This is a genomic window from Streptomyces sp. NBC_01750, assembly GCF_035918095.1.
Lineage (GTDB): Bacteria > Actinomycetota > Actinomycetes > Streptomycetales > Streptomycetaceae > Streptomyces.
In genome coordinates this window covers 5,520,304-5,544,984 of the sequence record NZ_CP109137.1, presented here as the reverse complement: position 1 = coordinate 5,544,984, position 24,681 = coordinate 5,520,304, and the positions used below count along the sequence as shown (strand labels likewise).

The 24,681-nt window shown below is 69.7% G+C and carries 27 protein-coding genes and 1 pseudogene; 11 read left to right on the top strand and 17 right to left on the bottom strand.

The window, feature by feature from the left end:
- Window positions 1–37 precede the first annotated feature (37 nt).
- Window positions 38–694: a TetR/AcrR family transcriptional regulator C-terminal domain-containing protein gene (locus tag OG966_RS25260; protein ID WP_326652125.1), complete on the bottom strand. Its 657-nt coding sequence runs from the start codon at window positions 692–694 to the stop codon at window positions 38–40.
- A gap of 59 nt (window positions 695–753) precedes the next feature.
- Between OG966_RS25260 and OG966_RS25255 the strand changes: the two genes are divergently transcribed.
- On the top strand, window positions 754–2,196 hold the full coding sequence (locus OG966_RS25255; RefSeq protein ID WP_326652123.1) for an FAD-dependent monooxygenase: 1,443 nt from the start codon (window positions 754–756) through the stop codon (window positions 2,194–2,196).
- Here OG966_RS25255 and leuE read toward each other — a convergent pair.
- Both leuE and OG966_RS25245 read right to left on the bottom strand, forming a co-directional pair.
- Window positions 2,183–2,836, bottom strand: coding sequence for a leucine efflux protein LeuE (leuE, locus tag OG966_RS25250; protein WP_326652122.1), 654 nt, complete (start codon window positions 2,834–2,836; stop codon window positions 2,183–2,185). The genes OG966_RS25255 and leuE overlap by 14 nt on opposite strands.
- A 75-nt stretch (window positions 2,837–2,911) precedes the next feature.
- Window positions 2,912–4,492, bottom strand: a complete 1,581-nt coding sequence (locus OG966_RS25245; protein WP_326652121.1) for an acyl-CoA mutase large subunit family protein — start codon at window positions 4,490–4,492, stop codon at window positions 2,912–2,914.
- Between the two features lie 205 nt (window positions 4,493–4,697).
- Here OG966_RS25245 and OG966_RS25240 point away from each other — a divergent pair, with 205 nt between their 5' ends.
- Window positions 4,698–5,564 (top strand): L,D-transpeptidase family protein, encoded by an 867-nt coding sequence (locus OG966_RS25240; protein ID WP_326652119.1) that lies wholly within the window; start codon window positions 4,698–4,700, stop codon window positions 5,562–5,564.
- 248 nt (window positions 5,565–5,812) lie between these two features.
- Here OG966_RS25240 and OG966_RS25235 read toward each other — a convergent pair whose 3' ends face one another.
- The 6 genes from OG966_RS25235 to OG966_RS25210 form a co-directional block, all read right to left on the bottom strand.
- A complete protein-coding gene (locus OG966_RS25235) occupies window positions 5,813–6,769 on the bottom strand; it encodes a hypothetical protein (RefSeq protein ID WP_326652118.1) in 957 nt (318 codons plus the stop codon).
- Complete coding sequence (locus tag OG966_RS25230; protein ID WP_326655358.1) at window positions 6,769–7,533, bottom strand: RNA polymerase sigma factor; 765 nt, start codon at window positions 7,531–7,533, stop codon at window positions 6,769–6,771. Before OG966_RS25230 ends, OG966_RS25235 begins: the two co-directional genes overlap by 1 nt.
- A 304-nt stretch (window positions 7,534–7,837) precedes the next feature.
- Window positions 7,838–8,617, bottom strand: a complete 780-nt coding sequence (locus OG966_RS25225) for a hypothetical protein (protein ID WP_326652117.1) — start codon at window positions 8,615–8,617, stop codon at window positions 7,838–7,840.
- A gap of 3 nt (window positions 8,618–8,620) precedes the next feature.
- Window positions 8,621–9,181 (bottom strand): RNA polymerase sigma factor, encoded by a 561-nt coding sequence (locus tag OG966_RS25220; RefSeq protein ID WP_326652115.1) that lies wholly within the window; start codon window positions 9,179–9,181, stop codon window positions 8,621–8,623.
- 69 nt (window positions 9,182–9,250) lie between these two features.
- Complete coding sequence (locus OG966_RS25215) at window positions 9,251–9,670, bottom strand: ATP-binding protein (protein WP_326652114.1); 420 nt, start codon at window positions 9,668–9,670, stop codon at window positions 9,251–9,253.
- Window positions 9,670–9,873 (bottom strand): hypothetical protein, encoded by a 204-nt coding sequence (locus OG966_RS25210; RefSeq protein ID WP_326652113.1) that lies wholly within the window; start codon window positions 9,871–9,873, stop codon window positions 9,670–9,672. Before OG966_RS25210 ends, OG966_RS25215 begins: the two co-directional genes overlap by 1 nt.
- A 197-nt stretch (window positions 9,874–10,070) precedes the next feature.
- On the opposite strand from OG966_RS25210, the gene OG966_RS25205 reads away from it, so the two are divergent.
- Together OG966_RS25205 and OG966_RS25200 are read left to right on the top strand one after the other, a co-directional pair.
- Window positions 10,071–10,925, top strand: a complete 855-nt coding sequence (locus OG966_RS25205; protein WP_326652112.1) for a helix-turn-helix domain-containing protein — start codon at window positions 10,071–10,073, stop codon at window positions 10,923–10,925.
- The gene (locus tag OG966_RS25200; protein ID WP_326652111.1) at window positions 10,906–11,181 is read left to right on the top strand and encodes a DUF397 domain-containing protein; all 276 of its coding nucleotides are present in this window, start codon (window positions 10,906–10,908) and stop codon (window positions 11,179–11,181) included. The genes OG966_RS25205 and OG966_RS25200 overlap by 20 nt, the downstream gene beginning before the upstream one ends.
- A gap of 151 nt (window positions 11,182–11,332) precedes the next feature.
- Here OG966_RS25200 and OG966_RS25195 read toward each other — a convergent pair whose 3' ends face one another.
- The 4 genes from OG966_RS25195 to OG966_RS25180 all read right to left on the bottom strand — a co-directional run bounded on the left by OG966_RS25195 (window position 11,333) and on the right by OG966_RS25180 (window position 15,206).
- Window positions 11,333–11,917 carry a hypothetical protein gene (locus tag OG966_RS25195; protein ID WP_326652110.1) on the bottom strand — a complete coding sequence of 195 codons (585 nt, stop codon included), beginning with the start codon at window positions 11,915–11,917 and terminating at the stop codon, window positions 11,333–11,335.
- A 59-nt stretch (window positions 11,918–11,976) separates the two neighbouring features.
- Complete coding sequence (locus OG966_RS25190) at window positions 11,977–12,483, bottom strand: hypothetical protein (protein ID WP_326652109.1); 507 nt, start codon at window positions 12,481–12,483, stop codon at window positions 11,977–11,979.
- Between the two features lie 182 nt (window positions 12,484–12,665).
- On the bottom strand, window positions 12,666–13,352 hold the full coding sequence (locus OG966_RS25185) for a DUF4328 domain-containing protein (RefSeq protein WP_326652108.1): 687 nt from the start codon (window positions 13,350–13,352) through the stop codon (window positions 12,666–12,668).
- A gap of 240 nt (window positions 13,353–13,592) precedes the next feature.
- Complete coding sequence (locus tag OG966_RS25180) at window positions 13,593–15,206, bottom strand: beta-N-acetylhexosaminidase (RefSeq protein WP_406731159.1); 1,614 nt, start codon at window positions 15,204–15,206, stop codon at window positions 13,593–13,595.
- 135 nt (window positions 15,207–15,341) lie between these two features.
- Here OG966_RS25180 and OG966_RS25175 point away from each other — a divergent pair, with 135 nt between their 5' ends.
- The 6 genes from OG966_RS25175 to OG966_RS25150 all read left to right on the top strand — a co-directional run bounded on the left by OG966_RS25175 (window position 15,342) and on the right by OG966_RS25150 (window position 20,267).
- Window positions 15,342–15,977: a 2-oxo-4-hydroxy-4-carboxy-5-ureidoimidazoline decarboxylase gene (locus tag OG966_RS25175; RefSeq protein WP_406731160.1), complete on the top strand. Its 636-nt coding sequence runs from the start codon at window positions 15,342–15,344 to the stop codon at window positions 15,975–15,977.
- Between the two features lie 167 nt (window positions 15,978–16,144).
- Window positions 16,145–16,525, top strand: coding sequence for a succinate dehydrogenase, cytochrome b556 subunit (sdhC, locus tag OG966_RS25170; RefSeq protein WP_326652107.1), 381 nt, complete (start codon window positions 16,145–16,147; stop codon window positions 16,523–16,525).
- 8 nt (window positions 16,526–16,533) lie between these two features.
- On the top strand, window positions 16,534–17,019 hold the full coding sequence (locus tag OG966_RS25165) for a succinate dehydrogenase hydrophobic membrane anchor subunit (protein WP_326652106.1): 486 nt from the start codon (window positions 16,534–16,536) through the stop codon (window positions 17,017–17,019).
- 20 nt (window positions 17,020–17,039) lie between these two features.
- Window positions 17,040–18,794, top strand: coding sequence for a succinate dehydrogenase flavoprotein subunit (gene sdhA, locus OG966_RS25160; protein ID WP_326652105.1), 1,755 nt, complete (start codon window positions 17,040–17,042; stop codon window positions 18,792–18,794).
- Window positions 18,794–19,552 carry a succinate dehydrogenase iron-sulfur subunit gene (locus OG966_RS25155; RefSeq protein WP_326652104.1) on the top strand — a complete coding sequence of 253 codons (759 nt, stop codon included), beginning with the start codon at window positions 18,794–18,796 and terminating at the stop codon, window positions 19,550–19,552. The genes sdhA and OG966_RS25155 overlap by 1 nt, the downstream gene beginning before the upstream one ends.
- Window positions 19,553–19,721: 169 nt before the next feature.
- Complete coding sequence (locus OG966_RS25150; protein ID WP_326652103.1) at window positions 19,722–20,267, top strand: hypothetical protein; 546 nt, start codon at window positions 19,722–19,724, stop codon at window positions 20,265–20,267.
- Between the two features lie 9 nt (window positions 20,268–20,276).
- Here the strand turns inward: OG966_RS25150 and OG966_RS40885 are convergent, their stop codons facing one another.
- From OG966_RS40885 to OG966_RS25135, 4 genes and pseudogenes are all read right to left on the bottom strand, one after another.
- On the bottom strand, window positions 20,277–20,693 hold the full coding sequence (locus OG966_RS40885) for a DUF7737 domain-containing protein (protein WP_442806815.1): 417 nt from the start codon (window positions 20,691–20,693) through the stop codon (window positions 20,277–20,279).
- A gap of 345 nt (window positions 20,694–21,038) precedes the next feature.
- A pseudogene (locus OG966_RS40880) lies at window positions 21,039–22,445 on the bottom strand (DUF4132 domain-containing protein); the annotation flags it as partial.
- A gap of 314 nt (window positions 22,446–22,759) precedes the next feature.
- On the bottom strand, window positions 22,760–23,059 hold the full coding sequence (locus OG966_RS25140; protein ID WP_326652102.1) for a hypothetical protein: 300 nt from the start codon (window positions 23,057–23,059) through the stop codon (window positions 22,760–22,762).
- A gap of 30 nt (window positions 23,060–23,089) precedes the next feature.
- The gene (locus OG966_RS25135) at window positions 23,090–23,533 is read right to left on the bottom strand and encodes an Lrp/AsnC family transcriptional regulator (RefSeq protein ID WP_326652101.1); all 444 of its coding nucleotides are present in this window, start codon (window positions 23,531–23,533) and stop codon (window positions 23,090–23,092) included.
- A gap of 56 nt (window positions 23,534–23,589) precedes the next feature.
- Here OG966_RS25135 and OG966_RS25130 point away from each other — a divergent pair, with 56 nt between their 5' ends.
- The gene (locus OG966_RS25130) at window positions 23,590–24,534 is read left to right on the top strand and encodes an SMP-30/gluconolactonase/LRE family protein (RefSeq protein ID WP_326652100.1); all 945 of its coding nucleotides are present in this window, start codon (window positions 23,590–23,592) and stop codon (window positions 24,532–24,534) included.
- Window positions 24,535–24,681: the final 147 nt, after the last annotated feature.

Sequence of the window (24,681 nt, the reverse complement as noted above, 5' to 3'; positions counted from 1 at the left end):
GCCGGGGCTCCTGTTGGGGCTCCGCCCCAAGCCCCGGTCAGGACGGGCGCTCCGAAGGGGCCAGCACCTCCCCGATCCCCGCCACCACCGCCGCGAGCCCCGTCTCGAACCCCGTGGCGTAGCCGCGGAAGATCTCCTCCCCCGCGGCCGCCGTGAGGGGGTACTCCGCCAGCCGGTCGGCCCGGGCCACCAGGTCGTACCCTTCCGCCCCGGTCGCCGTGTCGGGCCGAATCGACTGCTCCTCGATCACATGGCCGATCGTGTAGCTGTACGCGGTGAACCAGGCGCGGGCCGCCGCGCCCGGCGTGAAGCCCGCACCCGTGAGGATGCGCAGATGCGCCTCCATCGGGCCGGCGTAACTGGTGTCGGTGAAGTGGGTGCCGCTGTAGACCTTGGCGCCGTCGCGGTAGCGCAGCAGATGCTCGCGCAGTCCGCGCATGGCCGCGGCGAGGCTCTCGCGCCAGTCGGCGGCCGGTTCCGCCGCCAGAAGGTCGGCCGCCATCCGCCGGAGCATCTCGGTCGCCATCTCGTCGAGCAGCGCCTGCTTGTCCTTGAAGTGCCAGTACAGGGCGGGGGCCTTGACGTCGAGCTCCTTGGCGATGGCGCGCAGCGTCAGCCCTTCGAGTCCCACTTCGTTGAGCAGGCGCAGGGCGGCGCGCGCCACCCGGATCCGGTCGAGTCGTTCCGTAGCCACGGTGCCAACCTACCTGCCGCCCTTGACAACTTAACGACGTTAAGCGCATCCTCTCGGGCATGGCACTTAACAACGTTAAGGAAACCGTCGCCGACGCGGAGACCGACGTCCTGATCGTCGGGGCCGGGCCCACCGGGCTCACCCTCGCCTGCGATCTGGCCCGCCGCGGCGTACGCGCCCTCGTCGTCGAGCAGCAGGACACGCTCTTCCCCGGCTCACGCGGCAAGGGCATCCAGCCCCGCACGATGGAGGTCTTCGACGACCTCGGCGTCGTGGACGCGGTCCTCGCCTCGGGCGGCAAGGCTCCGGTCGGCATGGTCTGGCAGGACGGCAGCCGCCAGGGGGAGCACGACATGTTCGAGCGCCCCGGGCCCACGGACTCCGCGCCGTACGGCGAGCCGTGGCTGCTCCCGCAGTGGCGCACCCAGCAGATCCTGCACGCGCGCCTGACGGAGCTCTCGGGCCGAGTCGCTTTCGGTACGGCCCTGACGGGGCTCAGCCAGGACACGTACGGAGTGACGGCCCAGCTCTCCACAGGGGCGGCGGCGACAGGACCATCGACGATCCGCGCGGCCTACATGGTCGCGGCGGACGGCGGCCGCAGCACGGTCCGCGCCATCCTCTCCATAGCGATGACCGGCGAGAGCGTCGACCCGGCCCCGATGCTGGTCGCCGATGTCCGCATCCCCGCGCTCGACCGCCTCAACTGGCATGTCTTCCCGGGCGGCAGCGCCGGCTACCTCGCCATCTGTCCGCTGCCGGGGACCGACCACTTCCAGGTCGTGGGCCAGTTCGCGCAGGGCGAGCCGGACACCTCGCCCTCGGGCGTACGGGAGCTGATCGGCGTCCGCACCCATCTGGCCGCGGACGAGGTAACCGAGGTGCTGTGGGCCTCGGACTTCCGGCCGCGCGCCGCCATGGCGGACCGGTTCCGCGAAGGGCGCGTGTTCCTCGCGGGCGACGCCGCGCATGTCCACTCCCCCGCCGGCGGGCAGGGCCTCAACACCAGCGTCCAGGACGTCTACAACCTCGGCTGGAAGCTCGGCCAGGTACTTCGCCACGGCGCACCCGAGTCGCTCCTGGACACCTACGAGCGGGAGCGGCTGCCCGTCGCGGCACAGATGCTCGGCCTCTCCACCCGTATCCACCGCGGCGAGGAGCAGCGCGGCGCGGCCACCATGCAGCTGGGGCTCGGTTACCGCGGCGGCCCGCTCGCCTCCGGCGGCGCGGGCGCGCTGGAGGCGGGCGACCGCGCCCCGGACGGTCCGCTGCCCGGCGGACGACGGATCTTCGACCTCTTCCGCGGCCCGCACTTCACGCTGCTCGCGGTCGGCACGGACTCCGAACTGCCCGTACTCGACGGTGCACCGGTGCACATACACCGGATCGAGGCGTACGAGCCGTACGGGAAGGGTCTCTTCCTTGTCCGGCCCGACGGCTACATCGGCTGGGCGGGCGAGGACATGTCCGGCCTCGCCGAGTACCTGGTCAGGTGCTGCTGAGAGAGAGCTTCACCGCGAAGCCCAGGAACAGCACGCCGGCCGCCGACGTCGCACCCGCGGACAGCCGCTTGCGACGGCGGAAGGCGGCCGCCAGATGCGTCCCGGTGAAGATCAGCAGAGTGAGATAGAGGAAGCTCGCCAGCTGGGCGAGCACGCCGAGCACCACGAAGGAGAGCGCCGGATAGGCGTATGCGGGGTCGACGAACTGCACGAAGAAGGCGATGAAGAAGAGGATCGCCTTCGGGTTGAACAGGCTGATCACAAGAGCCTTGCGGAACGGCCGTTCGGCGGCGGACCCCTCGGCCGGGGCTGCCTGCTCGGCAGTGAGCTCACGGCGGGTGCGCCACAGCGACCAGGCCGCACGCAGCATCCCGATCGCCAGCCAGGTCAGATAGCCGGCGCCGGCGAACTTCACGATCCCGAAGAGCAGCGCGTTGGCCTGGAGCAGCGAGGCGACGCCCGCGGCGGAGAGCACCATCAGCACGGTATCGCCGCACCACACCCCCGCGGCCGCCGTATAGCCCGTACGCACACCGCGGCGCGCGGCGACCGAGAGCACGTACAGCGAGTTCGGCCCCGGCAGCAGAACGATCAGGACAAGGCCTGCGAGATAGGTCGGGAGATCGGTAACACCCAGCATGAGGCGGAGTGTCGCACATCGGCACGACACTCCGCCTTTGGGTTCCGTATCGCGGAACCGGTCGGAACGAGCAGCTCAGAACGCGTCGGCCGGAACGTATGTGCCCCACACCCGGCGCAGCGCGTCGCAGACCTCGCCGACCGTCGCTCTGGCCTTCAACGCGTCCTTCATCGGGTACAGCACATTGTCCGTGCCCTCCGCGGCCTTCTTCAGCGCGGCGAGCGCCGTGTCCACGGCCGCCTGGTCACGCTCGGCCCGCAGCTTCGTCAGCCGGTCGGCCTGCTGCGCCTCGATGGCGGGGTCGACCCGCAGCGGCTCGTACGGCTCCTCCGCGTCCAGCGTGTGGCGGTTGACGCCGACGACGACGCGCTCGCCGCTGTCGGTCTCCTGCGCGATGCGGTACGCGCTGCGCTCGATCTCGTTCTTCTGGAAGCCGTGCTCGATGGCGTTGACCGCGCCGCCCAGGTCCTCGACCCGTTCCATCAGCGCCAGCGCCGCCGCCTCCACATCGTCCGTCATCTTCTCGACGACATAACTGCCCGCGAACGGGTCCACGGTGGCGGTGACATCGGTCTCGTACGCCAGGACCTGCTGAGTACGCAGGGCGAGCCGCGCCGACTTGTCCGTCGGGAGCGCGATCGCCTCGTCGAAGGAGTTCGTGTGCAGCGACTGCGTACCGCCGAGGACCGCCGCGAGCCCCTGGACGGCCACGCGCACCAGGTTCACCTCGGGCTGCTGGGCCGTCAGCTGCACACCGGCCGTCTGGGTGTGGAACCGCAGCATCAGCGACTTGGGGTTCTTCGCGCCGAAATCGTCCCGCATGATCCGGGCCCAGATCCGGCGCGCGGCACGGAACTTGGCGACCTCTTCCAGGATCGTGGTACGCGAGACGAAGAAGAAGGACAGCCGGGGCGCGAAGTCGTCGACGTCCATGCCGGCGGCGACGGCCGTACGGACGTACTCGATGCCGTCCGCGAGCGTGAAGGCGATCTCCTGCGCGGGCGAGGCGCCGGCTTCCGCCATGTGGTAGCCGGAGATCGAGATGGTGTTCCACTTCGGGATCTCGGCCTTGCAGTACTTGAAGATGTCGGCGATCAGCCGAAGCGAGGGCTTGGGCGGGAAGATGTAGGTGCCGCGGGCGATGTACTCCTTGAGCACATCGTTCTGGATGGTGCCGGTGAGCTTGTCCGCGGGGACGCCCTGCTCCTCGCCGACGAGCTGGTAGAGCAGCAGAAGCAGCGCGGCGGGGGCGTTGATCGTCATCGACGTGGAGACCTTGTCCAGCGGGATACCGCCGAAGAGCACGCGCATGTCGTCGAGCGAATCGATGGCGACGCCGACCTTGCCGACCTCGCCGCTCGCGATCGCCGCGTCCGAATCGTGGCCCATCTGGGTCGGCAGGTCGAAGGCGACGGACAGGCCCGTCGTGCCGTTGGCGATGAGCTGCTTGTAGCGGGCGTTGGACTCGACCGCGGTGCCGAAGCCCGCGTACTGGCGCATCGTCCAGGGGCGGACGGTGTACATCGTCGGGTAGACGCCGCGGGTGTAGGGGTACGCGCCGGGCTCGCCCAGCTTCTCGGCCGGATCCCAGCCGTCCAGTGCACCCGGTCCGTAGACCGGCTCGATAGGCAGTCCCGACTCGGACTCGCGCGCCATGGTTGTGTGCCTCCCACTAGAGCTACTCACTGGTAACTGAGCTCGGGTCGGACTGTAGCGGCGGACCCGCGACCGGTGGAGAGCCGCACGCCGGGACCTTGCTCACAGCCTCTTCCACAGCTTGTTCCCCATAGTGCGCGGGATTGCGCAACCGAGCAGGGCGGGAATCTGTCTCTGGAGACACAGGAAATACAGGGGGGCGAACATGCTTCGGAATTCCGTCATATGCAGATCACTGGCCGCGGCCGCGGTGCTGGCCGTGACCGCGGGCTGCACGGCGCAGGCCGCCGTCGGCCGGCCGGCCGGGGCCGACGCCAAGCCGGGCGGCTCGGCGCCCGCGCAGACCGGCACGGCGACTCCGTCCGCGTCGGACCCGGCCACGCCGAAGCCGAAGGGGACGACCGGCAAGCCTCGCGAGCCCGCCGGGACCGCGCGGACCGAGGTTCTGATGGCGAACGGCTCGAAGGGCGAGCGGGTGCGCGAGCTGCAGGCCAGGCTCGCGCAGATCGGCTGGTTCGACGACAGGCCGACCGGCACCTACGGTTCCGTGACGGTCGCCTCGGTCAAGGGCTTCCAGGGCAAACGCGGTCTGCCGGCAACCGGCGACACGGACACCATGACCTGGCAGAAGCTGCTCGGTATGACGACGAAGCCGACGCGCGACGAGCTGAACGGCGCCACCGTCAACAAGCCGGCGGCGAAGCTCGACCCGCGCTGCATGACGGGCCGGGTGATGTGCATCAGCAAGACCACCCGCACGCTCTCCTGGGTGATCGACGGCAAGGTGCGGTCGACGATGGATGTGCGTTTCGGCTCGCAGTACACGCCGACCCGTGAGGGCACCTTCAGCGTGTTCCAGAAGTCCAGGGACCACGTCTCGACGATCTACCACACGTCCATGCCGTACGCGATGTTCTTCAGCGGCGGCCAGGCGGTGCACTATTCCTCGGACTTCGCGGCCCGCGGCTACAACGGCGCGTCGCACGGCTGCGTCAATGTCCGGAACAAGGGGAAGATCGCCTCGCTCTTCGCGCAGGTCCACAGCGGCGACAAGGTCGTCATCTACTGGTGAGAGTCGGAGAAGAGTGGCGCGGGCGGGACCGGGGGAACGTGTCCCGCCCGCGCCATGTGCGCCAAGCCGTAGGTACGGGGGGAACCCCGGCTCGGGCGCGGCCGATGACCAGTCGGCTCACTATCTACTGCGCCAGTGGCTCAAAAAACGTCACACCTGGGTGATCGGATACCGGCAGCGGCAGAGAAACCGCAGGTCAGACAGGATGCGACAAGACGCCGGGCGGGGCCTGGCGAGGCTCACGGAACCTAGCGGGTACTCACGGAGGGGACGGTGGAGGACACGGCGGGCAGCGGTGACCAGGACACGGGCGGCAGCGATCCGCCGCCCGGCCGGCCGTCGTCCGAGTCGGAGCCGCCGTTGCCCTTTCCGTCGTCGTCGTCACCGTCGTCGCCACCGCTGCTGTCCGGGGCGGCTGTGATGTCGCCGCTGAGCACCCGGTCGCAGAACCGCTGCACCCGTTCGGGCCCCTTGGCCGTTGCCTCCAGTCGCCGCTTGCGCTCCGAGGCGATACGGCCGCTGCGATAGTCGCGGCAGGCATCGACCGTCTTGCGGTACCACTCGGCGTTGCGGTCGCCCGACTTCTCGCCCGCGTCGCCCTGCTGCTTGCCGTCGCCGTCCGGCATCCCGCCGTTCGCCTCGTCCTGATGCTGACCGGTTCCGCCGCTCGGCGATGGGGACACCGGAGGCGTACTGATCCCGCCCGGCGTCTGCGACGGGGAGTCCGGTCGGCCGCCGGTCGGCGAATCCGAGACCAGCGGCCCGGGAGTCGCGGCGGCCGAGATCGAGGACGCGGGCAGCGGATCGTCGTTGCTGAAGGGAGTGGGCAGCATGCCGGTGCCGGCCGCGACCGCCACTCCGCCGAGCGCGCAGCCGGCCACGGCGGCGGCGATCCCGAAGCGCACCGGACGGCCGAAGCGCAGTCCGGGGGCCGAGCGTGTGGAGCGAGCGAGTCGTACGGTGCCGATGGTGTCGCCCGCGGGCGACGCGGCGTCGGCCCTGGCCTTGCGGAAGGCGGCCAGCGCGGCGGCCTCGCCCGGCATTTCGCCGTCGCCGCTGTAGTCGGTCCGGCCCGCGCGGTACAGCGCACCGGAGAGTCGCGCGGCCTGGGTACGGGCGTGTTCGTCGGCGGCCTCGACCGGTTCGCCGCGCAGCAGTCGCTCCGCAGCATCCTTGTCAAGCCACTCGTACCGCTCGTCGGCCATCACATGTCCTTCTGCGTCCCCAGGCGTGAATGCGTCACACCGGCGGGTGCCGTCGAACCGGGTCGGGGGCCTCGCTGCGGCGGTACGCCACCGAGATCCGCCGCGCCTGCCCGGACGTTGTCCGGGTCCGCGCCGTCCGCGAAGCCCGCACCCTCGGCGCCGTCCGCGCAGTCTACGAACCCAGCACCATCCGCACCATCCGCACCGTCCACGCCGTCCGCGCCGACCAGCTCGGCCAGCCGCTTCAGGCCGCGGTGTGCCGCGGTCCGTACGGCACCGGGCCGCTTGCCGAGCGTCTTGGCCGCGCTCTTCGCGTCGAGGCCGACCACGACGCGCAGTACGACGGCCTCGGCCTGGTCCTGCGGCAGTTGGGCGATGAGGGCCATGGTGTGGCCGGTGGCGAGGGCCTCCATGGCCTCGTCCGCGGTGTCCGACCCGGCAGGCATCCCGGTGAGTTCACTCTCGTCGCCGCCGACGGCGGGGCGCCGGCCCCGCATACGTATGTGATCGAGCGCCCGATTGCGGGCTATTCGTGCGGCCCAGCCCCGGAATCGGTCCGCGTCTCCGCTGAACCGGTCGAGGTCGCGGGCGATCTGCAGCCAGGCCTCCGAGGTGACGTCCTCGGCCTCCGGCTCGCCGACCAGAGTCCGGACATAACCGTGCAGTCGCGGGTGCACAGCGCGGTACACAGCACGGAAGGCGTCCTCGTCCCCGTCCTGAGCCGCGAGCACCGCGGTGGTCAACTCCGCGTCGTCCCCCAGCACTCCCTCAACCCGTCCCGAATCGCAGCTGGTCACCACTGCCGCGCCGCCCTGTGCGCGAATCAGCACGCTACGTCCTCCTACCGAGCCACGTCCACATTTTGTACAACCCGCAACAACATGCTGACACAGCGGGGTGTGACAGAAAACGCACGCTCGGCGCTGAGAGAAGTACGGGGCCGCTCTGCGGCCCCGGCGAACGACGACCGGGGCCTCTCCTGTGGGGGGTGGCGGCCCCGGTCGTCCTTCCACGTCCGCGAGCGACTGTCAGGCGGGGCCGGGCTGCCGGAGACGCCGCCCCGGTGTCCTACTGCCCCGGATTCTCCGCGGGCTTCCCCGACTTCTCCGGCTTCCCCGCGGGCTTCCCCGACTTCCCCGACTTCTCCGGTTTCTCCGGTTTCTCCGGTTTCTCCGGTTTCTCCGGTTTCTCCGCGGGCTTCCCATCCGCAGGGTTCGGCGAGGTGTGCATCTCGCCCGCCAACAGCCGCTCGCAGTAGACCCGTACGGCCTCCGGACCGCCGGCGGCCGCCTCCAGTTCGGCCATGGGCTTGACCTTGGGGGCTGTACCCCGTCGCGAAACAGCCGCCAGATACTGGCGGCAGTGCGCGGCTGTGTCCCGCGCGGTGCCCGGACGCCCGGGGGGAGCGTCGTCCGCGGACGGCCGAGTGGGCCGCACCGGGCTCTGCGGCGCTGCTTCCCCGCGCCCGTCACCAGCCCTGCCCTCTTCGACGCCAGGTTCCCTGGGCGCGGTCCGTACCGGTTTCGGCTGCGCGCCGCCCCCGAACGGCGACGGGATCGCACCCTCCCCGGCCGCGACCGCCACCCCGCCCAGCGCCGCCGCCGCGGCAACACCCGCCACCAGCGCCTTGAGCGCCCGCGCCCAGCGCCGCTCACCGCCCGGCCGCCAGTCGTCCCGGCTGCGCCGCCACCGCACCGGTGCCGCGCCCACGCCGCCCTCGTCACACGCCAGGCGGAACGCCCGCAGCGCCCGCTCCTCGTCAGCCGGATCGAGCACGCCGGGGCGGCGCGCCGCCCCGAGCAACGCATCGAGTTCGGGTGTGCGGGGGTCATCCCGTTCGGGTTTCATCTCTCATCCTTCGGCGTACGCCCTGGCCAGTCGCTCCGCCAGTCCTCTCAGTCCCCGGTACGCCGCGGTACGCACGGCTCCGGGGCGCTTGCCCAGCACCCGCGCGGCCGCGGGCCCGTCGAGCCCGACGACCACCCGCAGCAGTACCGCTTCCGCCTGCTCGCGCGGCAGGCTGCCGATCAGCCCGAGAGCGCGCTCGGTGGAGAGCGCTTCGAGCGCCGCGGCGGCCGTGTCCTGCCCGTCCGGAAGTTCCAGCACATCCTGCTCCGGTAAGGAGATGCGCGGACGCCGCTTCTGCCTGCGCAGATGATCCAGGGCGCGGTGCCGGGCAATCGTCGCCGTCCAGCCCCGGAACCCCGCCCCGTCGCCACGGAAACGGCTCAGGTCACGGGCGATCTCCAGCCACGCCTCGGCGGCCACGTCCTCGGCTTCGTCGCCAACGAGCCCTCGGACGTAGCCGATCAGCCCAGGCTGCACCAGCCGGTACGCGGTCGCGAAGGCGTCCTCGTCACCCTGCTGCGCCCGCTCGACGGCAGCCCCGAGTTCCGCGTCGTACGCCCCCACAGTTCCCTCTCCGTACCGGCGCCCTTCGGCACATGCCCCTTCATCTCTGCGTACGGAGACGGAGAAACGTCACCGTCCGCAGGCGGCCCTCGGGTCGGCGGGTCTGCGTGCCCGCCCGTCCTGAATGCTCCGCATCTCGCACCACACGGTCTTGCTGCCGGGGCCCTGTTCCACACCCCACCGGAGGGTCAGGGCGTCGAGCAGGGCGAGGCCGCGGCCGGTCTCGCCCTCGTCGGCGGCCTTGCACAGAACGGGCAGGGCCCGGGGGTCGGGGTCGGTGACCTCCAGTCGCGTACGGCCCTGCCCACAGGCCACACGGACGGTCACGGGGACGCCCTCCCCGAGATGGCGGACGACGTTCGTGATCAGCTCGCTGGCGCACAGCTGGAGGTCGGCGCAGGGCCCGCCCATGTACGCACGTAGGGCCCGGCGGATCTCGGGCACGGCCTTCGGCGTGGCGAGCAACTCCAGGGTGAGCGGTGGTCGCATCACGCAACTCCCTTGCGCAGGGCGTCGACCAGAGCCCGCGCGGTGGCCAGGTTGCAGTTGCCCAGCGCGATGAGGGGCCGGGACGGGTAGCGGGCGGCGAAGGTCGGCAGGTCGACGCCGAGGGACGGCAGCGTGATGCCGTGGGCGGCGAGGGCGGCCCGCAGCTCCTCGGCGCAGTCCTGTACGTCAGGGTGGTCGTGCATGGGGGGTCACACCTTCCAGTGCGCTCTGTGACGAACTGCTCACACCCTGACGCGGCGCCGCGTACCGTGAAAGAGGTTCGGGCTCCCGGCTCTGAACTGCACGTATGTGACGTGGAGTTGGTACGGGCACGGGAATCACCGGGACTCGGGCGGAGACACCGGGAAACGGGCGGTAACGGCACCAGGAGCGGTGAACGATGGGGCAGCGCAAGGACATCGACGGGTCGGCAAGCGTCCCCACCTTCTACGGCAAGGAGTTGCGCTGGAAGCGGGAGGCGGCCGGGCTCACCCTCCAGCAGTTGGTCGAAGGCAGCTTCTACGGCCCCAGTCACCTCAGCGAGATCGAACGCGGGGCGCGCCGTATGCCGGCGGAACTGGCCGAGCACGTGGACAAGGCGCTGGGGACGGACGGCTTCTTCAAGCGCCGCTGCGAGGACGTACGGAAGGCGAAGAGGCGAGGACACGCGAGCTACTTCGAGCGCGTACTGGAGGCAGAGAAGCACGCGAAGTCCATCGAGGAGTGGTGCCCGACCCTGATTCCCGGACTGCTGCAGACAGCCGCGTACGCGCGGGCGCTGGTTCGGGCAGCGATGCCGCTGGCGCCCGACGACGAGGTGGAGGAGAAGGTCAGCGCCCGGTTGGCGCGTGCCCGCCTCTTCGAGGACAACCAGAGGACCCCGATGTACTGGGCGATCCTGTCCGAGTCGCTGCTGCGCCAACCGGTCCTTCCGCCGGAGCAGGCGGCCGAACAGCTGGAGAGCATCGCGGCGCTGGCGAGGCGCCGCCGGATCGTTCCACAGATCCTTCCGTGGAACTGTGGCCCGCATCCCCTCATGATGGGCATGGCCAAGATCATGGCCTTCCCCGATGCCCCGCCCCTGGTCTACTTGGAGTCGCAGCACAGCGGGGACACCATCGACGATCCGGCCCTCGTGGACGAGTACCGCAGGTCGTACGATCTGCTCAGGGCCGCCGCACTGCCGCCGGAGGCGTCCCTCGCCCTGATCGAGAAAGCGGCTGAGGATGACCGAAATGGCAAGCAACGGGATTGACTTGAGCACCGCTGTCTGGCGCAAGAGCAGCCACAGCAACGGCACTGGCGGAGACTGCGTCGAGGTCGCCGAGGCCTTCCCCGGCGCCGCCCGCTGGCGCAAGAGCACCTACAGCAACGGCAGCGGCGGAGACTGCGTCGAGGTCTGTGACGCCCACACCGGCATCGTCCCCGTCCGCGACTCCAAGCTCCCCCACGGCCCGGTCCTCACAATCACGGCCCCCGCCTGGACGTCCTTCGTCACGTCCCTCAAGTAGACGGCGGCTCGGCTGCCCAGGCCCCAGAGGGAACGGCGCACCTGACGCCCGACCGGAAAAGCAAACGGCCCTCCCACCGGCCTCGGCCGGCGCCGGGCCCGGGTCGGCTCCCGCGGCCCCAGCCGTCCGCGGCGGCCTCGAGCCGCGCGCGTCAGCGCTTGACGCGCGCCCGGCGCGAGACGACCGCGCGCAGCACCCGCTGCCCCTCGGTCGACACATCCAGCGCCTGGCGCAGCCCGACGCCTCCCTCCGCGTCCGCCAGGATCTCCAGGATCTGGACCTGACGGCGCAGTTCACCGGCGACCAGCGGACCCGCGCCGTCCGGCTCGCCCTCACGGCAGCGCTTCAGCACGTCGACCACATCGGCCGCCTCCGGTACCTCGGTACCGGGACCCGCGTCGAAGCGGTGGTGGAGTTCGAGGGCCGCGACGGAGCAGTCGTCCGCCCACTCCCGCAGCGGATCCACCTCCCACTCGGAGGGCGCGGCGCCGAGCATCTGCCGTACGAGAGCGGCGGCTTCGTCGTCGACGGCCGCGTTCTCCATGGTCTCCCTGGCCTCCGCGAGGCGCAGGGACCAGTCCTCCTCGCCTTCCACCAGCCCGGCCCAGAGCGGACGCAGGGCGTCCGCCTCGGACGCGAGCAGCGGCAGACAGCGGTCCAGGCAGGCGAGCCCGCTCGCGGCCAGGCCTCGCTCATCGGCCTGTGCCATCAGTTCCCTCAGGCTCTTCGACGCCATGGACGCCTCCCGTCGCGGACGCAGTACTTCCTCTTACTGCGCCCCGTGGCTCAAATGCGTCACTCCGACAGACCGGGAATTCCCAGTCCATCGAGGAATCGGAAGAAGAGTTCCTCGGCGAAAGGCTCGGGCCGCTTGGCGCAAAGTACCCCCTTCAGCGGTCCCGCCGCCATGGTCGTGCCGGCTTCCGCCGCCCATTCCGCCGCCCGCCGCACCGCGTCCTCGGCGGTCAGGAAGAGATCGTCGAGCACCATCCCGCTCGCGTCGAGATACCCGGCCATCGCCTCCCTGGCCAGGCACGCGTACCAGGATCCGCTGTCCGGCGCCGCCGCCTCCACGACCACGCAGTCGCTGTCCATGACGAAGCCGAAGAGCACCGGCGAGCCCATCGACCGGGCGAGCGCGCCCATATCGCCGATATCGGGCTCCTTCGGGTGCTGCCAGATCTGCCAGCCGTCCGCCCGGCGCTGGTACAGCGCCAGATTTGCCCGTACCCCGGCCAGCGCACCCTGCTCCGCGAGTGGCCGCCCGCTCCTGCCCACGACGTAGTAACCCGAGAATCCCATGACCCGCTCCCCCCATGCCTGAGACACCAGCCTTACCCGGAGGATCAGTCACACGTCCCTCGCACACATATACGCCACAACTCTGTTACATTCTGTCCACCTGGAACTCGGCCTGCACCGCGCCCAGTTGGGACCGCCGCGGCCGTGAAGTCCGGTGTGAGCCCGCGCGCCCCCGGGCGGGCTCACACCGCGACCTCCTGAGGGCCCCGCACGGCCTTGACGCTCTGCATGCGCGTCAGCCTGCGGACGACGAGGATCGCCAGCAGCGCGGCCACGATGTCGACGAGGTCGGTGACGATGAACGCGTTCGCGGCCGTCCTGAGCGCCTCCGCCGTCTTGGCATCGTCGTACTGCCGGTCCGCGACACGGTCGATCAGCAGCGAGCTGATCCACGCCGTCCACCAGGCGTTGAGGACGGCCTGTGACTCCCCCTTCGACCTTCCGTACGGGTCCTGGCGGCTCGCCACCCAGATGTCACCGGCGACCCCGCGCGGGATCCACAGATTGCCGATCGGGATGAACCAGCCGCCGATCGCCCAGCCGGGGCCACGGCGCTGCAGATCCGGCGCGAACACGCCGGCGTTGATCCGTACCCGGTGGAACCAGATGATGAAGAGCACGGCCGCCGCCAAAAGTCCGACGGACTGAAGCCCGCCCGCCGTAGCGATCAGCACGTCCGCCCGCTCCAGGTCCTCGTCCGCGAAGACCTCGAACCTGTCTCCCGGCAGCGGACCCACCACTCCGCGGAGATTGACCGAGGCGAAGACGGAGAAGAGGTCGGCCACGATGACGAACGAGAGCAGCGCCACTACGGCGTACGAGAGTCCGACCGGCGAGCGCAGTACGGATGTGGGCCTGGAGTAGCCCATCGAGGGGCGAGCAGGCGGCGGAGTGCTGTTGGCCGCGGCTACCGAGCAGCCATCGCAGAGGCCCTCCCCGGTCGTGGCCGTACTTGTTCGGCAGTTCGAGCAGAGCATGGCTGAGCGGACCCCCCACGGGTGAGACGACACCCCTCCCCAGAGGCGTCACAGAATTGCGGCCGCACAACGTGCGGCCGCCAGCGGAAGATATGTCTCCCCGGCGGCCGCCGTCCAGCATGAATCCGCCATTCAGCCCAGTTTCCCGGCCAGCTGCTCAAAGGCTTGCCAGCTGCGCATCGGAGGGCGCGGGTCCCACAGCTTCTGGGACGTCGCCCGCAGCGGCATGGCGATGCCGCGTGCGACCTGGTCCTGGGTCTGCGCATTGGAGAGGTCGCACCAGACCGCGAAGCGGCCGCCCAGGATCTGGTCCGAGTACGTCCGGGGCACCGGCCGGGTGCCGCGGATCACGAACGGGGTCCACTCCTCGTAGATCCGACGGCCTGTGGGGTAGCGGAACTCGTTCGGCTGGCCCAGCACGTAGTACATGTACTCGTCGTTGAGATTGATCAGCCGTCGGCCCTCGCGCAGATACTCCTCCGGCGGCCGCGCCCCGATCTCCTTACCGGTCCAGTACTCGACCTCGAGGTCCTTGTCCGCGGCGACCACACCGCCCCGGAAGAAGCCGTCGTTCCAGGCCTTGAGCTTGCGGCCCAGCGGGCGCAGCACCGCCGCCCGGTCGTTCACCCACGCGGTCGCGAGGTCCTGGACCCGCGCGTTCGGCCCGTACTTCTGGCGGGCGAGGGCTGCGAGCTGCGGGAAGGACGCTTCGGGGTTCTTCCTGACCAGCGCCTGGTACTCGTCCCCGCCGAGATGCCAGTACGCGCCGGGGAACAGATCCGCGTACTCCTTCAGCAGCTCGTCCACCAGCTTCGCCGACGCGGGCTGCCCGACGTCGATCGCCCCGGGCACGGCCCTGCCGGCCGCGTCCCGCAACTGGAGCTGGGGATGGGCGGCCAGCACCGCACCGAGGTGGCCCGGGGAGTCGATCTCCGGGATGACCGTGATGTGCAGCCGCGCGGCGAAGTCCACGATCCGCCGGACCTCGTCCTTGGTCAGGTGCTCGCGCGAGACGATCTCGGGATGCGTGTCCGAGGCGATACGGAAGCCCTGGTCGTCCGAGAAGTGCAGGCCCAGCTGGTTCATCTTGAGGTCGGCCATCTCGCGCAGCCGGTCCTCGATCCAGCCCGCCGTGAAGTGCTTGCGCGCGATGTCGACCATCAGCCCGCGCTGCGGCCGGTCCGGCTGATCCCGTACGACGCCTTCCGGCATCGCGCCCCCGGACCGCACCGCCTGCTTCAGCGTCCGGGTCCCGTAGAAGACCCCGGCCTGATCAGGACCGGAGATCCTGACCCGGCCGCCGCGGGTGAGGACGGTGTACGACTCGGGCTTGCCCTTCGCCGCCGTCGCGAGTGCCAGCTCGACGTCGCCGGCCCGGGCGGGAACCGCGCCCCGGTAGCCGAGCTTCATCTCCTTCGCTATCAGCTGCCCCTCGTCGGCGAGGGCCTCGCTGCCCTTGGCGATGACGACCCCGCCGGTCCCGGGCCGCCAGCCAGGACCGCGGGCCGGCTCGTGAGTGCGTACGGAGGGAATGGTGTCGGGAGCCTTGGAAAGCGGGTAGGCCCTGGAGGGCGAGGGCGCCGCGGCCACGGGTGTCTTGCCTGCGCCCCGTACACCGCCACCCGTTCCGCCGGGTTCACCGCTGGAGCAGCCGGTCAGCGTCATCGAGAAGGCCGCGGCTGCGGCAACGATCGCGCCGGTGACCCGCGCGCGCTCAGATTGCCGTGTCACTCGGATACCTCCCATTTATGGCGAAACTACGGCGAAGCGCCCCCCTTCCAGGTCTATCACGCGCCGCGGAACTCTCCCGTCCGGGTGAAAATCACGTATCCGTCGGACAGCTCCCGTGCGGCGTGGATAGCGTTATGAACCATCCATAACTTGCCTCCCAGCCGTCCTGCTGTCCCGTTCGAGGAGCCCACGCTGTCCAGCGAATCCCACGCCGGCCTCCCGAAGCGACCGCCGACACTCCACCACACCCAGCGGGCCCTCACCCCTTCGGCCATACCCTCCCCGCGGCACGGCGCGCCCGGCCTCGCTCATTTCAACGCCGCCCCCGCCGACCTGGCCGAAGCCGTACTGCTCGGCTGCTGCAGCAGCCGCCGCTGGGCCCAGCGGCTGGTCGCCCACCGGCCCTATCCCGACCTCGACGCGCTGCTCGCCGCCTCCGACGAGGCCGGCTACGACCTCTCCCCCGCCGACCTCTCCGAGGCACTCGCCGACGAGTCCTCCGCCGGTCTGCATCCCGGTGCGCCGCAGGCCGCGCAGACCGCGCTCTCCGCCGCCCACGCCGCGTACGAGAGCCGCTTCGGCCACGCCTTCGTGATCAGCCTGCACGGCTACCGCCCCGAGGAATACCTCGACCAGGTACTCGCCGGTATCCGCACCCGCCTCGCGCACGAGCCGGACGAGGAGCGGGCCGTTTCCGCCGAGGAGCTGCGCGGCCTCACCCGCTCCCGACTGGCGCATGTAGTGGCCAACCATCCGGAATCAGACGTCGCGGGGGCTTCCCGATAGCCCGTCCGAGGCTGTTTGATTGCCTGTTTGATCACACCTGAGGACCCCGGGCGAACGAACCGACAACTCGTCGCTACGATGGCCAGGGCCGGTGGACCGTACCCGGCCGGGCCAGACCGACCCCCCAAGCCGGCAGGCCCCAATCCCCGCTCCCGGAGGGTTCTGCCGTGCCGGCTGGAACGCTGTACCGCGGCCGGGAAGGAATGTGGTCCTGGGTGGCTCATCGAGTCACCGGCGTCCTCATCTTCTTCTTCCTGTTCGTACACGTGCTGGACACCGCTCTCGTCCGCGTCTCTCCCGAGGCGTATGACAGTGTCGTTGCCACGTACAAGACGCCGATCGTCGCGCTGCTGGAATACGGCCTGGTGGCCGCCATTCTCTTCCATGCGCTCAACGGCCTGCGTGTCATCGCTGTGGACTTCTGGTCCAAGGGCCCGCGCTACCAGAAGCAGATGTTCTGGACCGTCATGGCCATCTGGTTCGTGCTGATGGTGGGTGCCCTTTACCCGGTGCTCGGCCACGCCGTACGTGAACTGTTCGGGAGCTGACGCCAGACATGTCTGCTGACACCTCTTCCGTGATCGGTCCCGTCGAGGGCGTAGAGCCTGCGCGCCGATTCGACGCCGACAATCCGGCTCCGTACATCGAGGCGCCTCGCCGACGCACCAAGAAGACCCCGAAGTCGACCCGGGGCAACTTCGAGATGGCCGCATGGCTCTTCATGCGCCTGTCCGGTGTCGTCCTCGTCGTCCTGGTCATCGGCCACCTGCTGATCCAGCTCGTGCTCGACGGCGGCGTCTCCAAGATCGGCTTCGCCTTCGTGGCCGGCCGCTGGGCGTCCCCGTTCTGGCAGACCTGGGACCTGCTGATGCTGTGGCTCGCCATGCTGCACGGCGCCAATGGCCTCCGTACCGTCATCAACGACTACGCGGAGCGCGCCAACACGCGCCTGTGGCTCAAGGGCCTGCTGTACACCGCCACGGTGTTCACCATCCTTCTGGGCACGCTGGTGATCTTCACCTTCGACCCGAACATCCGCTAAAGCCGGGGCTGACGAGACCAATGAAGATCCATAAGTACGACACCGTCATCGTCGGCGCGGGCGGCGCCGGCATGCGCGCGGCCATCGAGTCGACCAAGCGCAGCCGTACCGCCGTACTGACGAAGCTGTACCCGACCCGCTCCCACACGGGCGCCGCGCAGGGTGGCATGGCCGCCGCGCTCGCCAACGTGGAGGAGGACAACTGGGAGTGGCACACCTTCGACACGGTCAAGGGCGGTGACTACCTGGTCGACCAGGACGCCGCCGAGATCCTGGCGAAGGAGGCCATCGACGCCGTCCTCGACCTGGAGAAGATGGGCCTGCCGTTCAACCGGACGCCGGACGGCACCATCGACCAGCGCCGCTTCGGCGGGCACTCGCGCAACCACGGCGAGGCGCCGGTCCGCCGGTCCTGCTACGCCGCGGACCGCACCGGCCACATGATCCTCCAGACGCTGTACCAGAACTGCGTCAAGGAGGGCGTGGAGTTCTTCAACGAGTTCTACGTCCTGGACCAGCTGATCACCGAGGTCGACGGCGTCAAGAAGTCGGCGGGTGTGGTCGCGTACGAGCTGGCCACCGGCGAGATCCACATCTTCCAGGCGAAGGCCGTCATCTACGCCTCGGGCGGCACCGGCAAGTTCTTCAAGGTGACCTCCAACGCGCACACCCTGACCGGTGACGGGCAGGCGGCCTGCTACCGGCGCGGACTGCCGCTGGAGGACATGGAGTTCTTCCAGTTCCACCCGACGGGCATCTGGCGCATGGGCATCCTGCTGACGGAGGGCGCCCGTGGTGAGGGCGGCATCCTCCGCAACAAGGACGGCGAGCGCTTCATGGAGAAGTACGCGCCCGTCATGAAGGACCTCGCCTCGCGTGACGTCGTCTCGCGCTCCATCTACACGGAGATCCGCGAGGGCCGCGGCTGCGGCCCCGAGGGTGACCACGTCTTCCTGGACCTGACCCACCTGCCGCCGGAGCAGCTGGATGCCAAGCTCCCGGACATCACCGAGTTCGCGCGTACGTACCTCGGCATCGAGCCCTACACGGACCCGATCCCGATCCAGCCGACCGCGCACTACGCCATGGGCGGCATCCCGACGAACGTCCAGGGTGAGGTCCTGCGGGACAACACCACCGTCGTTCCGGGTCTGTACGCCGCCGGTGAGGTCGCCTGCGTCTCGGTGCACGGGGCCAACCGCCTGGGCACCAACTCGCTGCTGGACATCAACGTCTTCGGCAAGCGGGCCGGCATCGCCGCGGCCGATTACTCGGCGAAGGCCGACTACGTCGACCTGCCCGAGGACCCGGCGTCGTTGGTCGTGGCCCAGGTCGAGCGGCTGCGCGCCTCCACCGGTACCGAGCGGGTCGCCGAGATCCGCAAGGAGCTGCAGGAGACCATGGACGCGAACGTCATGGTGTTCCGTACCGAGCAGACGATCAAGACCGCGGTCGAGAAGATCGGCGAGCTGCGCGAGCGCTACCTGAACGTCTCCGTCCAGGACAAGGGCAAGCGGTTCAACACCGACCTGCTGGAGGCCATCGAGCTGGGGAATCTGCTCGACCTGGCCGAGGTCATGGCCGTCTCCGCACTCGCCCGCAAGGAATCCCGCGGCGGTCACTACCGCGAGGACTACCCCAACCGCGACGACGTCAACTTCATGCGCCACACCATGGCGTACCGCGAGGTGGGCGACGACGGCACCGAGTCGATCCGGCTCGACTACAAGCCGGTCGTCCAGACCCGCTACCAGCCGATGGAGCGTAAGTACTGATGGCTACTCCCGTCATGGACAAGGTGCAGGCGGAGAGCGCCGCCTCGCCCTACATCACGGTCACCTTCCGGATCCGCCGCTTCAACCCCGAGGTCTCCGACGAGGCCCAGTGGCAGGACTTCCAGATCGAGATCGACCCCAAGGAGCGTGTACTCGACGCCCTCCACAAGATCAAGTGGGACGTCGACGGCACACTCACCTTCCGGCGCTCCTGCGCGCACGGCATCTGCGGCTCCGACGCGATGCGGATCAACGGCAAGAACAGGCTCGCCTGCAAGACGCTGATCAAGGACATCAACCCGGAGAAGCCGATCACGGTCGAGGCCATAAAGGGCCTGACGGTCCTCAAGGACCTGGTCGTGGACATGGAGCCGTTCTTCCAGGCTTTCCGCGATGTGATGCCGTTCCTCATCACCAAGGGCAACGAGCCGACCCGTGAGCGTCTGCAGAGCCCCGAGGACCGCGCGCGCTTCGACGACACCACCAAGTGCATCCTGTGCGCCGCGTGCACGTCCTCGTGCCCGGTGTTCTGGAACGACGGCCAGTACTTCGGGCCGGCGGCGATCGTGAACGCGCACCGCTTCATCTTCGACTCGCGTGACGAGGCCGGCGAGCAGCGGCTGGAGATCCTCAACGACAAGGACGGTGTGTGGCGTTGCCGCACGACGTTCAACTGCACGGACGCCTGCCCGCGCGGTATCGAGGTCACCAAGGCGATCCAGGAAGTGAAGCGCGCGCTGATCACGCGTCGTTTCTGAGCGTCTGAACCTCCCGGCAGCGGTAGTTGCCGGAGCGGTAACAAGGGTCCCGCCTCCCGGTCTTGGGGAGGCGGGACCCTTCGCCGTGCGGCTTCACTTCACCAACGCGCGCGATACCTGGCAGGATCGTGTCGTCTGACATGTGCAGCAGGAAAGCGGGGACGAGATCATGAGCGAGCCGAATCCGTACGCGGACGGGGAGCCCGAGTACAAGTGGGGACCGACACAACCGCCGGGATCGACGCCGGCGTACGGCTACCCGAACCAGGCGCCGGGGTACGGATATCCCGGCGGGACCACCCCCGACTACAGCCAGACGCAGCCGGCTCTCCCCATCCCCGCTGCCGGGCCGCCCGCTCCGATGGGTGGCGCTCCGCTGGTGTCGATCGGCGACATCACCGTCATGGGCGACTCGATAGTGACGCCCGCCGGCACCCTCCCGCTGAGGGGCGCGGTCTGGAACGCGACGGACATGTCGCGTACCGAGGAGAAGATCCCGGCGCACGCCATCGTGCTGGCGGTCGTGTTCTTCATCTTCTGTCTGCTGGGTCTGCTCTTCCTGTTGATGAAGGAGAAGACGACCACGGGCTTCATCCAGGTCACGGTGACGAGCGGCGGCAGGCACCACTCGACGATGATCCCGGCCCGCGGGCCCGAGTCCTTCCAGATGGTCATGGGCCAGATCAACTACGCGCGCTCGCTGAGCAGTATGTGACGGCGCCCTCTAGAGCTGGCTGGTGATCGTCGCGTCGGTGATCTCCGTGTCCCTGGCGAGCATCATCGCCTTGCTGAGGATCACGGCGAGCATCCGGTCACCCTCGAAGGGCAGGTATCCGGCGTTCACCGCGCCGCTGCCCACCGCCGGGACGATGCACAGATAGCGCTCGTGCGGATCGATCAGGACGTTGCCCGAGCCGAGATGGATCCGGTAGGCGTGCCGATCGCCGCGGACCCGCAGGAAGCGGCCGTCGACCGTGCAGCGGTCGGCGATCGCAAGCCGTGGCACGAGCCGGGTGAGCAACTCGCGGCGGATCGCGGCTGATTGGGACAGCTCGCCGAAGCCGTACGAGGTCCAGTACTCCCGGAAGCGGCCGCCGGGTCCGCCGTCCTGCCAGGTGGGGTCGTTGCCGACGGAGGCCACGCCCACGAACAGATCGACGTCGCGCAGGACTTCGGAGAGCACCGGCTCGGGTATGCCGGTCAACGGCAGCGGGTCGACGGGTGTCCCGTCCTGCCATCGGCCGGCCTGGCGGTAGGCGCCGCCGCCCGCGTGTGCCCAGTTGCCGGGGGCGTCGATCGGGTAGAAGCGGACCTGGTCGGTGACGATGCGGGTGTAGGCGCCGGAGTCGGTGAGGTCGTCGTCGTCCCTGCCGCCGACGCCCTCGATCCAGTACTCGGCACGCAGCCCCCACTGCGGCAACTCCCTTACCGCGGGCGGGTAGGAGTCGTCGACGCTGAGCCGGAGCCGGGCGGTCCAGCCGCGGACCGCGGCCAGGGAGTTGAACTGGTGCTGGCGCAGGATGTGCCCGGCGAAGCGGTTGGAGTAGGTCCCGGTGGTCCGCTCCGCGTCGGTGAGCGGATACACCTCGCGGTGGGCCTGTTTGAACGGCTGGGTGACGCGCTCGGCCTCCAGCCGCTCCTGCTAGGCGGCGACTTCGTCCGCCCGGCGGGAGACCGGATGCCAGAGCTCGACGACGGCGGTGCCGGCGGCGCACACGGGGGCGCCGTCCAGCGTGTGCAGATCAGTGCCGTGGAAGTACGCGGGAGTGTCGCCGATCATCCAGATCAGCCGGCGGGCGAGCGTGCCGACCAGCGGGTGGTCGAGGCAGCGCCGGCGCCAGTCCTGGTACGCCCAGGTGCGACGGGCCAGGAACTGCCGGTCCAGCCGCTCGGCCTGCGCGATGAGCATCTTGTCGATGTCCTTCACGGCGGCCTTGAGCTCCTTGAGCTCGTCCGGGAAGTCGCGCTTCACGGCCGCCGGCACGCTCTTGACGGCCTTGCCGGCTGCATTGCGCCAGGACAGCACGGCCTTGCTGCCGTGCACTTCCAACAGGGCGGTGGATTCGCCCAGTTCGTACTCGCCGTGGCCGACGCCGGTCAGCCCGAACGCCGGTACGGCGAGCTCCTCGATCTCCTCCCGGCTCAGCCCGAGCGCCTGTGCGCGGGCGTCGAGAGCGGCGCTCAGCTGATTGAGGGTCCCCTTGTAGGTGACGCGGGTGGACAGTCGCGCGAGTTCGGCGAGGGCCGCGTCGCCGTCCGTACGGGAGAGCCCGGTCACGCCCGCGTTGGCGACCTTCGGGTTGCGGGGACCGACTTGAGGGACCTTGCGCAGAGACGTCTCGACGAGGGCTCCGAGAACGCGTGCGGTGTCCTGCCCGGCCGGCAGCAGGGCGGTCAGCCAGGCGACTCCGCGCAGGGCGTCGGCGTTGAACGGGTCGTACAGGCTGTTGTGATCGGCCCGGTGCCGGTTCGCGTACAGCTGGATCGTCCGTGGCCGCCCCACGAGCTGGAGCCAGTTCAGCACCACCTCCCGCACGGCCACGGTGCCGATCTCTTCGATCAGCGCGCGGCCGGCCTGCTCCCAATTGCCGGTGGGCTTGGCGGAGGTGGCGGTCCGCAGATGCGCCAGCAGCCGTCGCCCCGCGTCGCCGAACCCGGCCGCGTCCGCCAGGGCCCGGTCCGCCCACGCCTCACCAGGGTTGAGGACGGGGTCCTCGACCCGGTCCAGCACGAGGGAGAGTTCGGGCGCGACGCCGTAACTGTCCAGCAGGGAACGGCGCAGCAGGGCGACGAACGCGCCGGGCAGTTCGCGTCCCGCGTCCAGTTCGCCCTCCGCCAGCGTGATCAGTTCGTGGTAGGCGTGGAAGGTGTGGGCGGTGCTGAGCTCTTCCATGCGCGTGAGCCGATCGGCGCGGACGAAGTCCTGCGGGAGCCCGCTCCCGACGATCCCGGCAAGGGTCAGTGCGTGCGTACGGACGGGGTCTCCCCAGGGGTATGCCCGGGAGCGCTTCACCAGCCCGTCGGCGAGCCGCATCCGCTCGTCCTCGGGCAGCTTCCGGACAGCGTCGAGCACCGGCGCCCCGTCGCCGTCCCAGTGGTTGTCGTAGCCGGTCGCGATGTGCAGCAACTCATCGGCGAGGAGGCCCATATTGCCTTCGGCGGCCAGCTGCCGGACCGTCTCGACCCGCTCCGGGTAGCGCGTCCCCATCAGCCACCCACCAGCGGAACGAGCTTCAGGAAGGTGACCTCCGTGGCGCTGCCGATCTCGAGCTGCTGGTCCAGCTCCTCGATCTGCCGGTCCCCGACCAGCACCAGGAAGCCGTTGCGCCCGAACGCCTCGACGGCACGCTCGTACGCAGGCCCGGCCTCCTGGCCGTCCACGACCTCTTCAAGCACCCTGCGCCGTATCAACTCGCGCAGCGCGAGGCGTTCCTCCGCGACTTCCAGTCCCAGAGCGTCGCGGCGTTCCCCCGATGTCGTCTCGTCGACGAAGGTCACCATTCCCATGCCGAGAACAGTAGAAGCCGCCACTGACAATCAGTCCTGACCGGGGGAGACCGGCCGCTCGAAGAAGGTCTCCAGCGAGACGGTGGCCTGCGTCCCGCTGACGCCCTCGATGGCGTACAACCGCCGCAGTACGTCCTGGAGCTGCTCGGTGGTGGCGGTGCGCACCTTCACCAGTACGGACGCGCTGCCCGCGATGATGTGCGCCTCCTGGATCTCGGAGATCGCCGCGAACGCCGCGCCCGACTCCCCCATCCAGGCGGACGATTCGACCATGACGAAGGCGAGTACGCCTCGCCCCAGCGCCGCCGGGTCCACCTCCACCGTCGTACGGCGGATGACACCGCGCTCGCGCAGTTTCCGCACCCGCTCGTGCGCGGCGCCGGCCGAGAGACCGACGGCCTTGCCCAGCGCGGAGTAGGCCTGGGTGGCGTCCTGCTGGAGCAGGGCCACGAGCTCACGATCGATGTCATCCACGCTTGCGACCATACCTCATACTGCGATACGGATACTCCACAGTATGTTGTTCAGTAATGGACTTGGAGGTCCAGATCATGTCCAGCATTACCCGCCCCTCGATATACGAGATCCTGGACGATCGCTTCCGTACCGGACGGTGCGCCAACGGCGACGAGCGGCTGGAGACGCTCCACGACGACTGCCGCTGGGCCGAGGGCCCGCTCTATCTGCCCGCCTGGCGGCAGCTGATCTGGAGCGACATCCCCAACGACCGCATGCTGCGCTGGGACGAGGCGACGGGCGCGATCAGCCTCTTCCGCTCTCCGGCCGGCCACAGCAACGGCAACACGCTCGACCGCGAGGGCCGGTTGATCAACTGCGAGCAGGGCAACCGGCGCGTGACCCGCACCGAACCGGACGGCACGCTCACCGTCCTCGCCGACCGCTTCGAGGGCAAGCGCCTCAACAGCCCGAACGACGCGGCCGTACGGTCCGACGGCTCGGTCTGGTTCTCCGACCCGGACTTCGGCATCACCAGCGACTACGAGGGCTTCCGCGCCGAGAGCGAGATCGGCGCCTGCAACGTCTATCGCGTGGATCCGGCGACGGGCGAGGTCCGCCTGGTCGCCGACGGCTTCGGCGGCCCCAACGGCCTGGTCTTCTCGATCGACGAGCGGCAGTTGTACGTCTCCGACACGCGCGCCGGCCAGATCCGCGTCTTCGACGTACGCGAGAACGGCACCCTCTCGGACGGCAAGGTCTTCGCCGAAGCGGCGGACGGCATCAGCCGTTTCGACAACATCCGCTTCGACGACGAGGGCCGGCTGTGGGCGGCCGCAATGGACGGCGGAGTGCACTGCTACGACCCGGACGGCACCCTGATCGGCCGGATCGTCGTCCCCGAGGCGGTCTCCAACATCACCTTCGGCGGTCCCAAGAACAACCGGCTGTTCATCACGGCGACGACGAGTCTGTACTCGCTGGTGATGTCGGTGACGGGTGCTCGGCGACGAGCATGATGCGGCGCAGCAAGTCGGACGGTGAGCCTCTTCATCCGGACGACCGCGCCCCCGACGCCGGGGTCGAGATCGGGATCGACGCCGGGGTCGAGATCGGGATCGGGATCGGGATCGACGTCGGATCGAGATCGGGATGGACGCCGGGCA